10 protein-coding genes are annotated in these 13,207 nt (G+C 66.4%); 5 read left to right on the forward strand and 5 right to left on the reverse strand.

Annotated features, from left to right (window positions below; translation table 11 throughout):
* Window positions 1-14: 14 nt before the first annotated feature.
* Window positions 15-671, reverse strand: a complete 657-nt coding sequence (locus ABQ137_RS19790) for a protein-L-isoaspartate O-methyltransferase family protein (RefSeq protein ID WP_024938983.1) — start codon at window positions 669-671, stop codon at window positions 15-17.
* 128 nt (window positions 672-799) lie between these two features.
* Complete coding sequence (locus ABQ137_RS19795; RefSeq protein ID WP_065032828.1) at window positions 800-1,453, reverse strand: TetR/AcrR family transcriptional regulator; 654 nt, start codon at window positions 1,451-1,453, stop codon at window positions 800-802.
* Window positions 1,454-1,685: 232 nt separating this feature from the next.
* Here ABQ137_RS19795 and ABQ137_RS19800 point away from each other — a divergent pair, with 232 nt between their 5' ends.
* The gene (locus ABQ137_RS19800; protein ID WP_260400520.1) at window positions 1,686-4,733 is read left to right on the forward strand and encodes a diguanylate cyclase; all 3,048 of its coding nucleotides are present in this window, start codon (window positions 1,686-1,688) and stop codon (window positions 4,731-4,733) included.
* 36 nt (window positions 4,734-4,769) lie between these two features.
* Here the strand turns inward: ABQ137_RS19800 and ABQ137_RS19805 are convergent, their stop codons facing one another.
* Window positions 4,770-5,654 (reverse strand): LysR family transcriptional regulator, encoded by an 885-nt coding sequence (locus ABQ137_RS19805; protein ID WP_039525576.1) that lies wholly within the window; start codon window positions 5,652-5,654, stop codon window positions 4,770-4,772.
* Window positions 5,655-5,774: 120 nt separating this feature from the next.
* On the opposite strand from ABQ137_RS19805, the gene leuC reads away from it, so the two are divergent.
* The 4 genes from leuC to leuB all read left to right on the forward strand — a co-directional run bounded on the left by leuC (window position 5,775) and on the right by leuB (window position 9,828).
* A complete protein-coding gene (leuC, locus tag ABQ137_RS19810) occupies window positions 5,775-7,223 on the forward strand; it encodes a 3-isopropylmalate dehydratase large subunit (RefSeq protein WP_102255905.1) in 1,449 nt (482 codons plus the stop codon).
* Window positions 7,224-7,290: 67 nt separating this feature from the next.
* Window positions 7,291-7,938 (forward strand): 3-isopropylmalate dehydratase small subunit, encoded by a 648-nt coding sequence (leuD, locus tag ABQ137_RS19815; protein ID WP_024938988.1) that lies wholly within the window; start codon window positions 7,291-7,293, stop codon window positions 7,936-7,938.
* A gap of 29 nt (window positions 7,939-7,967) precedes the next feature.
* Window positions 7,968-8,717, forward strand: a complete 750-nt coding sequence (locus ABQ137_RS19820; RefSeq protein WP_104542408.1) for a class I SAM-dependent methyltransferase — start codon at window positions 7,968-7,970, stop codon at window positions 8,715-8,717.
* 37 nt (window positions 8,718-8,754) lie between these two features.
* On the forward strand, window positions 8,755-9,828 hold the full coding sequence (gene leuB, locus ABQ137_RS19825; RefSeq protein ID WP_047127201.1) for a 3-isopropylmalate dehydrogenase: 1,074 nt from the start codon (window positions 8,755-8,757) through the stop codon (window positions 9,826-9,828).
* A 718-nt stretch (window positions 9,829-10,546) separates the two neighbouring features.
* Here leuB and ABQ137_RS19830 read toward each other — a convergent pair.
* On the reverse strand, window positions 10,547-12,109 hold the full coding sequence (locus ABQ137_RS19830) for a 2-isopropylmalate synthase (RefSeq protein ID WP_024940104.1): 1,563 nt from the start codon (window positions 12,107-12,109) through the stop codon (window positions 10,547-10,549).
* Window positions 12,106-13,176 (reverse strand): threonine dehydratase, encoded by a 1,071-nt coding sequence (locus ABQ137_RS19835; protein ID WP_024940103.1) that lies wholly within the window; start codon window positions 13,174-13,176, stop codon window positions 12,106-12,108. Before ABQ137_RS19835 ends, ABQ137_RS19830 begins: the two co-directional genes overlap by 4 nt.
* Between the last annotated feature and the right edge of the window lie 31 nt (window positions 13,177-13,207).

The raw sequence follows: 13,207 nt of genomic DNA on the forward strand, positions 1-13,207 counted from the left end.
AGCTTCCTTGGGAATCAGAATTGGAATCGGGGCGTCGGTGCGGCGCCCTGGAGATAGGCGAGGTCGGTTTCGAACAACGATTCGATGCGCGGCGCGTTGACGTCGCCACGGACCAGGACCGCTTCCATCACTGGATCGTGACCGCGCACCACGAACAGCCGGCCGTTCGGGCGCAGCCACTGCAGCCACTGCGTCGGCAGCGACTCGACCGCGCCGGTCACGCAGATGGCATCGAAGCGACGCTCGCTCTGCCAGCCAAACACGTCGGCGGTCTCGATCCGCACGTTGCTGCCCAGGCCGCTGCTATCCAGATTGGCGCGTGCAGCGGCGGCCAGTGCCGGGTCGATCTCCAGGCTCAGCACTTCGCGGGCCAGCGCGGCCAGGCAGGCAGTGGAAAACCCGCTGCCGGTGCCGATTTCCAGCACGTCTTCGCCCGGCTGCAGATCCAGCGCCTGCAACATGCGGCCTTCCACTACCGGCTTCATCATCTTGTGGCCGGCCGACAGCGGGATTTCCACATCGACATAGGCCAGGGTCTTGTAGGCCTCGGGCACGAAGGCTTCGCGCGGCAGGCGCGCCAGCACCTCGAGCACGCGCAGGTCCAGCACGTCCCACGGCCGGATCTGCTGTTCGACCATCTTTTCGCGGGCCTGGGAGAAATCGATCGTCATGGTGCGGTTATCCAACGCGGTGGGGCAGGCATTTTACCGGTGCACGGGGCGACTGGCGCATCTAGCATCGCTGCGCGCCGCCAAACGGCGCAGTGCCGGAAGTCATCGCCACCAAAGGCCGGGGGCGGTCAGCGCGGCGCATACGCCCTCAGGAAAAAATCCACGCTGGCCTGCAGGTGCTCGTCCACCTGCGCGCGGGTGGGCTGGCCATGCAGGCCGCACATCATCAGCGCATACAGCTCGCCCTTGAGCAGGCAGAAGAACTGCGAGGCCGCACGCGCCACGTCGTCGATCTTCAGCTGGCCGTCGGCCACGCGCGCGGACAGGAAATCCGCCAGCGCCTGCTGGGTTCGCTTGGGGCCGGCGTCCCAGAACATCTCGCGCACATGCACATCGCCGGTACCCGGCGCCATCATCATGCGGTGGGTGGCGATGGCCGAGTCGGTGCTGACCATGGCGAAGAAGGCATCGGCGATTTCGATCAGCTGATCGCGCAACGCGCCCTCGGGGGCGTGGTCGAACAGGTCGTCCGGCATCATGTGCTGGCATTGCGCACGGATCGCCTCGGAAAACAGGCTCTCCTTGTCGCCAAAATGACTGTAGACGGTGAGCTTGGACACGCCCGCCTGCGCGGCGATGCCATCCATGCTGACACCGGCATACCCCTGCTCCATGAACATGGTGCGGGCAGCGCCCAGGATGGCGGCGCGTTTCCCAAGATCCTTGGGCCGTCCAGGGCCGTTGCTCTTGGCCTTGGACTTGAGGGGGGGCGAGCTGGACATGCCGCCAATACTAGACCATCGGGTTCTATATTTATACTCGCCGCCCGCGCTGCGCCTTGAAGCACTCAGGAAAGATCGCGCCACCGCGTTAGCTGCGCCCCCGCTTGGTGATGGCCAATAATTGTTTCAACTGAATGCCTCCCGGTGTCATGGTGCGTCCCATCCTTGTGGGGAATCCACCTAGGGCGCCGAAAAACCCCCGGTGATAGATTGACTAACGGTCTGTCGGCGCATGTCGGCAGCCTCTTTTGCCGGCACGACGAGGGGATGGGAGAGCGTGGACAGGGTCGGGGCGCATGCGCATACAGGCTGCGTCCGCAGCACATGCGTGCGGCGGACCGGGCTGCTGTGGCGATGGGCGTTGCTGGCCTGCATCCTGCTCGGCGTGTGGCCGGCCGGCGCCCAGCCGCCGACCCATACCGCGTATCACACCGTCACGCGCTGGAGCATGGACGACGGCCTGCCGCACAATCTGGTGCATGCGGTGGCGCAGGGCGCCGACGGCCTGATCTGGCTGGGCACCTGGGAAGGCGTGGCGCGCTTCAACGGCCGCGACTTCACCGTGTATGACCGCCAGAACACACCGGGCGTCGAGCTGGGGGGCGTGTTCGTGGTGATACGCGACAGCACCGGCGGGATGCTGTTCGGCACCGCGTTCGATGGCGTCTATCACTACCAGGACGGCCACTGGCAGCAACTGGGCGACGCTTCGGCGCGGCACCTGGCGGTCAGTGCGCTGCTGCGACGCGCCGACGGCGCGCTGTGGGTCGGCACGCCGCAGACGCTGTACCGCATCGAGCCGGATGGGCGGGTGGTGGACGTCGGTCGCCAGGCCGGCCTGCCGCGCGCGCGCATCACCGCGCTGGCGGCCGAGGGCAGTGGCGATTTATGGGTGGGTACCGAAGTCGGGCTCTATCGTCTGCCCCGCGACGGCAGCGCAGCCGAGGCCTGGGGCAAGGCACATGGGATGCGCGCCGCACCGGTGCGGCGGCTGGCCAGCGATCGTCAGGGCGGCCTGCTCGTTGCAGGCGACGACGGCGTGTGGTGGTGGAGCCGCGGCGGCGGCCTGCAGCGGTTCCGCCAGGGCCAGCGCGTGGATGCATTGCTGCTGGACCGGCGCGGACATCTGTGGATGAGCCTGCCGTCGGGCACGCTGGTGGTCCACAGCGGCGCGAATGCGCCCGACGAACAGATCGCCATTTCAGGAGTGGCCAGCCCGGCGCTGCTGGAAGACGCCGAGGGCCTGATCTGGGTCGGCAGCACGCACGGCCTGTTCCGCATTGCCGAGGGCGCCGCGCACGGCATCACCCACGAGGATGGGCTGGCTTCGGACTATGTGCGCACGGTGTTGCAGACCGGCGACGGCACCGTGTGGGTGGGCAGCGCGGTGGGCCTGGACCGCTGGCGCAATCGTCAGATCAGTCGCGTGTCGGTGGTGCCGAACCAGGGCGGACGCGTGCTGGAGCAGTCGGTGCTGGCCCTGGCCGACGCCGGCGATGGCGGCGTCTGGGCCGGCACCTACAGCCAAGGTGTGGTGCGGCTGGATGCGCAAGGTCGCGTGCTGGCGCGCATCGGTGCGGCCGACGGCCTGCCGTCGCTCTCGGTGCGCGCGGTGTTGCCGGATGGCCAGACGCTATGGATCGGCACCACGGCCGGGCTGGTGCGCTGGCGCGATGGCAAGGCACGCCGCTACACCGCCGCCGACGGCGTACCCGATGGCTCGGTGCAGGTGCTGTATCGCGACACGCTGGGCACCGTGTGGATCGGCACCGATCGCGGCATGACCGCGCTGTCGGCAAACGGCAGCACGCGCGCATGGCTAGGCGAGCAGGATTTTCCCGGACAGAACGCCTTCGACTTCCTGCGCGATGCCAAGGGCGACCTGTGGATCGCCAGCGATCGTGGCCTGCTGCGCCTGAGTGGTGAGACCTTTCGCGTCTACGACCACCGGGTCGGGCTGCCGCGCGACAAGGTGTTCCGGGTGATCGATGACGGCCGCGGTTATTTCTGGTTGTCGAGCAACCATGGCGTATTCCGCATCGCGCGCAGCGACTTCGACCAGCTCGATGCCGGGACGCGCGAGCAGTTGAGCGTGGAGGTGGTGGATCGCAGCGACGGCATGCCCGGCAATCAGGGCAACGGCAGCAGCGCGCCGGCCGGCTGGATGACGCAGTCCGGGCAGCTGCTGTTCCCCACCGCTGCAGGCCTGGGCGTGATCGATCCGGCGCGCGTGGGCACCTTGCAAGGCCATCGCGTGCCGATCGTGTTCGAGCGCCTGCTGGTCGACGGCATGGTGCAGCCGCTCACTGGCCTGCATCGCTTCGGTGCGGAGACCCGGCGCATCGCCATCGGCTATGCCGGGTTGAATTTCCGTGGCCCGGACAAGGTGCGCTACCGCTACCGGCTGGAGGGCTTCGACCCGGACTGGGTGGACGCCGACAGCACCAGCGAGGCGGTCTACACCAATCTGCCGCCGGGGCGCTTCCGCTTCCGTGTCCAGGCGATGTCGCTGCCGGTGGACTGGCGACAGACCGCGCTGTTGGGCGAATCCAGCCTGGTGATCGCGCTGGCGCCGCCGTGGTGGCGTCGTGGCGAAGTGATCGCCCTGGGCATCCTCGGGCTGGGCAGCCTGATCTACGGGTTTTATCTGTGGCGTACCGCCAGTTATCGCCGCCGGCAGCGCCAGCTCAATACGGTGATCGACGCACGCACACGCGAGCTGAGCGACAAGAACCTCGCGCTGCAGCAGGCCAGCCAGGAGCGCGAAGCGCTGATGCGCCAGCTCGAATACCGCGCCAGCCATGACGTGCTGACCGACCTGCCGAATCGCCGCGAGGCCGAGCGGGTCCTGCAGCAATGGTTCGACGATGCGCACGCCGGTGGCGCCCCGTTGGCGTTGGTGCTGATGGATATCGACCATTTCAAGCACATCAACGACGAATACGGCCACGAGGTCGGTGACGCGGTGCTGTCCGCGATCGGCGAAGCACTCAGCGAACAGGATCGGGCGCAGTGCTTTGCCGCGCGCCACGGTGGCGAAGAGTTTCTGCTCGCGGCAGTGGGTGTGGACGCGGCACAGGCGCGCGCCTTGTTCGAGCGCATGCGCCAGCGGCTCGCCGCGATCGCTGTCCAGACGCAGGGCACGACGGTGCGCTGCACCGCCAGCATGGGCATGGCGATGAGCGATGAGGCACCGAGCCGGCGCGAATTGCTGGCGCTGGCAGACCGCCGTCTGTACCACGCCAAGCGGCTGGGGCGCGATCGGTTGGTGGATCAATAAGGCTGCTGTGTTGCCGGCTGCGCGGGACTGCCGCGCTCACGTCTGCAGCTGGTCCGCCTGCGCATGCAACAACGCCACAAATGCCTGCGCGGCGCGCGACAGGGTGCGCCCGCCATGGGTCACGCAGCCCAGCTCGCGCGACAGCGCCACGTCGGGCAGCGGCAGCGCCACGATCTGATGGTCGATCATGCGCTCCGGCAACACGCTCCACGCAAGGCCCACCGACACCAGCATCTTGATCGTCTCCAGATAGTTGGTGGTCATACGCAGGCTCGGCACCAGGGCGCGCTCGGCGAACAGACCGGCGACGATGCGATGGGTGAACGTGCCCGGGTCCGGCAGCACCGCTGGATGCGCCACCACATCTTCCAGCGACACCGCGCGCAACGCGGCCAGCGGGTGATCCGGCGCCACCACGAACTGCAGGCGGTCATGCCAGATCGGTTGCGCGCGTAGCGGCGCACGCGTATCCGGTGCCAGCGTGGTGACCGCCAGCTCCACCTCGCCGCGCAGCACCGCGGCATAGGCCAGTTCCGAATCCAGAAACTGGATGTCCAGCGCGGCCTGCGGATGTTGCGCAGCGAAGCCGCGGAGCAGGGCGGGCAGGCGGTGCAGGCCGACATGATGGCTGGTCGCCAGGCTCAGGCGCCCGCCGACCGCCGCGCCAAGATGCTCCAGCACGCGGCGGGTGTCCTGCAGCTCGGCCAGGATGCGTTGCGCGCGCGGCAGCAGGGCCTGGCCGGCCTCGGTCAGCACCACCTGGCGACCAAGGCGGTCGAACAGCCGTGCCGACAGTTGCGCTTCCAACAAAGCGATCCGCTTGCTCACCGCCGGCTGGGTGAGGTGCAAGGCCTCGCCGGCTGCCGAAAAGCTGCCGCTCTCGGCGATCGCCACGAAGGCGCTGAGGCTTGCCAGGTCCATTGCCATTCCCAAATTTCATTTGTTGAATAAACAATATGAATTTGCGTTATCCAAGGCAAGCTCCTAGCATCGAACGCAGCCAGGTGGGTGCTCCCACCATCCGCCAACCGGATCGCCGCAATGACTGCCAAGACGCTGTACGACAAGCTGTGGGACCTGCACGAGGTCACGCGCCGCGACGATGGTTCGTCGCTGATCTACATCGACCGCCACATCCTGCATGAAGTGACCTCGCCGCAGGCGTTCGAAGGCCTGCGCCTAGCCGGGCGCAAGCCGTGGCGCATCGACGCCAACATCGCCACGCCCGACCACAACGTGCCGACCACGCGTGCCGAGCGCCAGGGCGGGCTGGAGTCGATCTCCGACGAAGTCTCGCGCCTGCAGGTGCAGACGCTGGACGAGAACTGCGACGACTTCGGCATCCTCGAGTTCAAGATGAACGATGCGCGCCAGGGCATCGTGCATGTGGTCGGCCCCGAGCAGGGCGCCACCCTGCCGGGCATGACCGTGGTCTGCGGCGATTCGCACACCTCCACGCATGGCGCGTTCGGCGCGCTTGCGCACGGCATCGGCACCTCCGAGGTCGAGCATGTGCTGGCCACGCAATGCCTGATCGCCAAGAAGATGAAGAACATGCAGGTGCGCGTGGAAGGCACGCTGCCGTTCGGCGTGACCGCCAAGGACATCGTGCTGGCGGTGATCGGCAGGATCGGCACCGCCGGCGGCAACGGCCATGCACTGGAATTTGCCGGCAGCGCGATCCGCGCGCTGTCGATGGAAGGCCGCATGACCATCTGCAACATGTCCATCGAAGCCGGTGCGCGCGTGGGCATGGTGGCGGTGGACGAAAAGACCATTGCCTACGTGCAAGGTCGCCCATTTGCGCCCAAGGGCGCCGACTGGGAGGCGGCGGTCGCGCTGTGGCGCACGCTGGTCTCCGATGCCGACGCGCACTTCGACACCGTGGTGGAACTGCGCGCCGAAGACATCAAGCCGCAGGTCAGCTGGGGCACCTCGCCGGAAATGGTGCTGGCGGTGGATCAGCAGGTGCCCGACCCGGCAACCGAACAGGATCCGACCCGGCGCGATTCGATCGAGCGCGCGCTGAAGTACATGGGCTTGCGCGCAAACCAGCCGATCACCGAGATCCGCCTGGACCGCGTGTTCATCGGCTCGTGCACCAACTCGCGCATCGAAGACCTGCGTGCGGCCGCTGCGGTTGCGAAGGGCCGCAAGGTCGCCTCCACCATCAAGCAGGCGCTGGTAGTGCCGGGCTCGGGTCTGGTGAAAGCGCAGGCCGAGGCCGAAGGCCTGGACAAGGTATTTCTGGACGCCGGTTTCGAATGGCGCGAGCCGGGTTGCTCGATGTGTCTGGCGATGAACCCGGACAAGCTGGGCAGCGGCGAACACTGCGCCTCCACCTCCAACCGCAATTTCGAAGGCCGCCAGGGCGCCGGCGGCCGCACCCATCTGGTCAGCCCGGCAATGGCCGCAGCGGCGGCGGTCAGCGGGCATTTTGTTGATGTGCGTGACCTTGGGGATTCGGGAATAGGGATTCGGGATTCGTAAAAAGCGCTCCACCATCCCCAGCCTTTTCGAATCCCCAATCCCTAATCCCCAATCCCGGCCTCTCTCAATGACCCCTTTCACCCAACACACCGGACTGGTGGCGCCGCTGGATCGCGCCAATGTCGATACCGACCAGATCATTCCCAAGCAATTCCTCAAGTCGATCAAGCGCACCGGCTTCGGGCCGAACCTGTTCGACGAGTGGCGCTATCTGGACATCGGCGAGCCCGGTCGCGACAACAGCCAGCGCCCGATCAATCCGGAGTTCGTGCTCAATTTCCCGCGCTATCAGGGCGCCAGCGTGTTGCTGGCACGCGAGAACTTCGGCTGCGGTTCCTCGCGCGAGCACGCGCCGTGGGCGCTGGACGAATACGGCTTCCGCGCCGTGATCGCGCCCAGCTTTGCCGACATCTTCTTCAACAACAGCTTCAAGAACGGCCTGCTGCCGATCGTGCTGGCCGAAGCGGAAGTGGACGCCCTGTTCGAGCAATGCCTGGCCACCGAGGGCTATCAACTCACTGTGGATCTGGCCGCACAGCGCGTGCGCCGCCCCGATGGCGTGGAATACGGCTTCGACATCGATGCATTCCGCAAGCACTGCCTGCTCAACGGCCTGGACGACATCGGCCTGACCCTGCAGGACGCCGATGCGATCGGTCGCTTCGAGCAAGGCCATCGCGCGCGTCAACCGTGGCTGTTCGGCGCGCTGCAGTGAGCGCGGTTGCCAACGCTGACGCCGGTGCGCTGAGCAAGCATGTCGCTGCGCAGTTCGGGCCGCAGGCGCAGGCTTATCTGCACAGCGACGTGCATGCGCAAGGCGCCGAGTTCGCCGAGCTCCGCGCAGGTCTGCAGGGTCATTGCAACGGGCGATTGCTCGACCTGGGCTGCGGTGCCGGGCATGTGAGTTTCCAGCTGGCGCCGCTGATGGCCGAGGTGGTGGCCTACGATCTATCTGCCGACATGCTCGAGGTCGTGGCGGCCACTGCCGCAGAGCGTGGGCTGACCCAAGTGCGCACGGTGCAAGGTGCCGCCGAGCGCCTGCCGTTCGAGACCGGCAGCATCGATGCAGTGGTCAGCCGCTACTCGGCGCACCATTGGAGCGACCTGGGACAGGCACTGCGCGAAGTGCGGCGCGTGCTGCGTCCAGGCGGAATTGCGGCCTTTGTCGATGTGGTGGCGCCTGGCCTGCCGCTGCTGGATACGCATCTGCAGGCGATCGAGTTGCTGCGCGATACCAGCCATGTGCGTGACTACAGTGTTGCGCAGTGGTTGCAGACGCTGGGCGATGCCGGCTTGCAGGTGCAGCGGCATCATTGCCAACGGCTGCAGCTGGACTATCTGAGCTGGGTAGACCGCATGCGCACGCCCGAAGTGCTGCGCGCGGCCATTCGCGCATTGCAGGGCGCGGCGGTAGACGAAGTGCGCGAATACTTTCAGATTGCGGCCGATGGTTCCTTCAGCACGGATGTGCTGGTGGTATGGGCGGCACGTTGATTTTCAGGGCGCTACGGCGCCAACCTATGAGGATTGCATGAGCAAGCAGATTCTGATTCTTCCTGGCGACGGCATTGGCCCGGAGATCATGGCCGAAGCGGTCAAGGTGCTGACGCGCATCGATGCGCAACATGGTTTGGGTTTCAGCCTGGTGTACGACGAACTGGGTGGCGCGGCCTACGACAAGTACGGCAGCCCGCTGGCCGACGAAACGCTGGAGCGTGCCCGCGCTGCCGACGCGGTGCTGCTGGGCGCGGTCGGTGGGCCGCAATGGGACACCATCGACCCATCGTTGCGCCCGGAGCGGGGCCTGCTCAAGATCCGCTCGCAGCTTGGGTTGTTCGCCAATCTGCGTCCGGCACTGCTGTATCCGCAGCTGGCCGAGGCCTCCACGCTCAAGCCGGAGGTGGTATCCGGGCTGGATCTGCTGATCCTGCGCGAGCTCACCGGCGGCATTTATTTCGGTCAGCCGCGGGGTACGCGCACGCTGGAAAACGGCGAGCGTCAGGCCTACGACACGCTGCCATACAGCGAAAGCGAGATCCGCCGCATCGCCAAGGCCGGTTTCGAGATGGCACGTTTGCGCGGCAAGAAGCTGTGTTCGGTGGACAAGGCCAATGTGCTGGCATCGAGCCAGCTATGGCGTGCCGTCGTCGAAGAAGTGGCCAAGGATTATCCGGACATCGCGCTGTCGCACATGTACGTGGACAACGCGGCGATGCAGTTGGTGCGTGCGCCCAAGCAGTTCGACGTGATCGTGACCGACAACATGTTCGGCGACATCCTGTCCGACCAGGCGTCGATGCTCACCGGCTCGATCGGCATGCTGCCCTCGGCCTCGCTGGATGCCAACAGCAAGGGCATGTACGAGCCGTGTCATGGCTCGGCGCCCGACATCGCAGGCAAGGGCATCGCCAATCCGCTGGCCACCATCCTGTCGGTGGCAATGATGTTGCGCTATACGTTTGCGCAATCTGCTGCCGCTGATGCGATCGAGCAAGCAGTCGGTAAGGTGCTCGACCAAGGCCTGCGCACCGCCGACATCTGGTCGGAAGGCACGACCAAGGTTGGCACGGTGGCAATGGGCGATGCAGTGGTGGCCGCGCTGTAACAGCGATCGCTTCCCCGAGGCGTCTTGGCTGTACTGGTGGCTATCGTTCTTCGGACGATAGCCACTTTCGTTTGGCGGCTGCCTCATCTGTGACCACATCATTCAACCGAAGCATCTGCATGAACCTGCGGATGGCGTGCGCAGGACTGGTCGGCATGCAGGGTCGGTCGGTAGCGCGGCGCCGCATCCGATGTCGGGACGCGCCGTCAATCCGTCCCTGGAGGCTCGGTGGCTGCATCCATGCCGCCACACGGTCCCGCCCCCGGACGCGGCACCACGCTCCCAGCATGCCCTCTGCATTTCTTTCCGTAACCGATAGCAATTGGTGGTGCTTGCGCGGGTGCCGGCGTGGGACCTTGAGCGGCATGGATGCCGCGCCAGAGCCTACACGGACGTACTTGCGGCGTGTCCCACACCGGCACGCGTGCAAGCGCCCGCAGCAAACCGAAGCATTCGCGCAAAGTCGGCAGACCTCGTGCGCGAGGCTGTTCTGTGTCGGTACGCGTGCAAGCGTCTGCAGCAACCCGATGCATTCGTATAAAACCCGCAGATGCCGCCCCCAAGATCGGTGGCGCGGCGCCGTATCCAGTGACGGTAGGCGCACAGGCGCCCGCAGCAAATCGACGCCCTTGCAAGAAAGCTGGGACATCAAAACCAGAACGGCCAGCAGATCACACTGCCGGCCGTCAGGTTTGCATCGTCCAGCGAATGAGCGGTGTTACGCCACCGCAGCCGTCTTGCCGGCAACCACGCCGCGCTCGCGCTGACGCAGCAGGCGGTTGGCCACATCCAGCCACGCCAGGGCGCTGGCTTCGATGATGTCCTTGCTGGTGCCGGTGCCTTCGTATTCCACGCCATCGTGGCGCACGCTCAGGCTGGCTTCGCCGCGCGCATCTGCGCCGATGCCCACGCTATGCACCTGGTAGCTGTCCAGCTCCAGCTTCACACCGGTGGCCGAGGCCAGTGCGCCGAAGAGCGCATCCACCGGGCCATTGCCTTGGGCGGTTTCGGCCACGCGATTGCCTTCCGGGTCGGACAATTCCACCAGCGCATTGGCACGGCTGCCGACATCGCTGATGGTCATCGACGCCAGGCGATAGCCTTCCTGCACAGTGGCGTCCTGCATCAAGGCCTGCAGGTCCGCGTCGGTGACCACACGCTGCTTTTCGCACAACGCCTTGAACTGCTCGAAGACCAGCTTGACCTCTTCTTCCTCCAGCAGGTACCCCAAGGCACGCAGGCGCTGTTCCACCGCCGCGCGGCCGCTGTGGCGGCCCAGCACCATCTGCGAGGACTCCCAGCCCACGTCTTCCGGACGCATGATTTCGTAGGTGCCGCGATGGCGCAGCATGCCGTGCTGGTGGATGCCCGACTCGTGTGCGAACGCATTGCCGCCGACCACTGCCTTGTTGCGCTGCACCGGCATGCCGACCAGGCGCTGCAGCAACTGCGAGGTGGAGACGATGCGTGGGGTGTTGATGTCGGTGTCGATGTTGTAGAACGCACCGCGCACCTTCAGTGCCATGGTGATTTCTTCCAGCGCGCAGTTGCCAGCACGCTCGCCGATGCCGTTGATGGTGCACTCGACCTGCCGTGCGCCGCCTTCGATCGCCGCCAGCGAGTTGGCCACCGCCAGGCCCAGATCGTTGTGGCAGTGCGCGCTGAAGATCACGGTGTCGGCACCTTCCACGCTGGCGATCAGGCGCGAAAACATGCCGCGGATTTCTTCCGGCGTGGTAAAGCCCACCGTGTCCGGCAGATTGATCGTGGTGGCACCGGCGGCGATCGCTACGCGCGCCACCTCGGCCAGGAAATCTTCTTCGGTGCGGGTGGCGTCTTCGGCGGAGAACTCGATGTCGTCGATATAGCCGCGCGCCAGCGTCACATGCTTGTGCACCGACTCCAACACCTGCTCGCGGCTCATGCGCAGCTTGTGCTCGCGGTGCAGCGGGCTGGTGGACAGGAAGACATGCAGGCGCGGATTGGCGGCCGCCTCCAGTGCACGTGCGGAGGTTTCGATGTCGGCCTGCAGGCAGCGCGACAGCACCGCCAGCGTGGGGCGACGCAGCTCGCGGCCGATCATCGCGACGGCCTCGCGGTCCGAATGCGAACTGGCCGGGAAACCGGTTTCGATGATGTCCACGCCGAGTTCGTCCAGCGCGCGCGCCATTACCAGCTTTTGCTGGGGCGTCATGCTGCAGCCGGGGGATTGCTCGCCGTCGCGCAGGGTGGTGTCGAAAATTCGGATACGCGGGGTCTGGTTGGATACGGTCGTGTTCACCAGGAAGACTCCTCTACGGCGATGGCGGTGACAGGCGTTGGAGCGACTGCGGATGGGCGGGAGAGAACGGGTGTTTCGGGAAGTGACTTGGCGCTGCGTTCGTTGCGAAGTCGCTCGGTGTTGCGACGACGCGGCTTGCGTGGCGGCCGCGGCCGCACCTCGGACAAGAGTGTGGCCAGAACAGTTGCGTCGATATTACCGCCAGAGACCACCGCACACTTGCGTTTCCCTGAAACGCGGCGACCGGCGGCCAAGGCCAGCGCGCCAGCGCCCTCGGCGATGACGTGTTCTTCCAGGGCCAGGCGCACCAGCGTTTCGCGTAATTCGGCCTCGCGCACGATCACCACATCGTCGAGCAGGCTCGCGCACAGGCGGCGGGTCAGAAAGCCGGGAATCTTGACCTTCACGCCGTCGGCCAGGGTGGGGACCGGAGCGATTTCACGCAGATCGCCACGTACGGCGCGCGCCATCGAATCGACACCTTCCACCTGCGCGCCGACGATGCGCACGCCTTGCGATTTCAGCGCCAGCGCCACCCCGGAGGCCAGCCCGCCGCCGCCGATCGGCACGATCACCACGTCCGGCGCATGCGCGGCCAGCTCGATGCCGACCGTGCCTTGCCCGGCGATCACATCCGGGTCGTCGAAGGCGGACAGAAAACGGTAGCCGTTCTGGTCGGCCAGCTCGCGCGCGAACGCAAACGCCTCGTCGTAGCTGTTGCCATGCTGGCGGACGGTGGCGCCCCAGTGCGCGACGCCGGCGATCTTGGTCTGCGGCGCGCCGTAGGGCATCACCGTGATGGCTTGCACGCCCAGCCGGTACGCCGACCACGCCACACCTTGCGCATGATTGCCGGCCGAGGCGCAGATCACCGGGCGCTCGTCGCCGCGTTCCAGCCCTGCCAGCAAGGCATTCAATGCACCGCGCACCTTGTAGGAGCCGGTGCGCTGCAGATTTTCCAGCTTCAACCACACACCAAAGCGTTCGGCGTAATGCAACGGCGTGGGCGACAGATACTTGCGCAGGCGGGCCTGCGCGGCCAGGACGTCGGCCACGCTGACCGCCACGTCGCCTACGTCTGGCTCCTGCGGGGAGGGG

The sequence above is a fragment of the Xanthomonas sp. WHRI 8393 genome, assembly GCF_040203315.1.
Classification (GTDB): domain Bacteria; phylum Pseudomonadota; class Gammaproteobacteria; order Xanthomonadales; family Xanthomonadaceae; genus Xanthomonas; species Xanthomonas arboricola.

Excerpts from the sequence above, each read along its gene's own strand:
- ABQ137_RS19790 (WP_024938983.1), bottom strand. The coding sequence starts at position 671 with ATGACGATCGATTTCTCCCAGGCCCGCGAAAAGATGGTCGAACAGCAG.
- ABQ137_RS19795 (WP_065032828.1), bottom strand. The coding sequence starts at position 1,453 with ATGTCCAGCTCGCCCCCCCTCAAGTCCAAGGCCAAGAGCAACGGCCCT.
- ABQ137_RS19800 (WP_260400520.1), top strand. The coding sequence starts at position 1,686 with ATGTCGGCAGCCTCTTTTGCCGGCACGACGAGGGGATGGGAGAGCGTG.
- ABQ137_RS19805 (WP_039525576.1), bottom strand. The coding sequence starts at position 5,654 with ATGGACCTGGCAAGCCTCAGCGCCTTCGTGGCGATCGCCGAGAGCGGC.
- leuC (WP_102255905.1), top strand. The coding sequence starts at position 5,775 with ATGACTGCCAAGACGCTGTACGACAAGCTGTGGGACCTGCACGAGGTC.
- leuD (WP_024938988.1), top strand. The coding sequence starts at position 7,291 with ATGACCCCTTTCACCCAACACACCGGACTGGTGGCGCCGCTGGATCGC.
- leuB (WP_047127201.1), top strand. The coding sequence starts at position 8,755 with ATGAGCAAGCAGATTCTGATTCTTCCTGGCGACGGCATTGGCCCGGAG.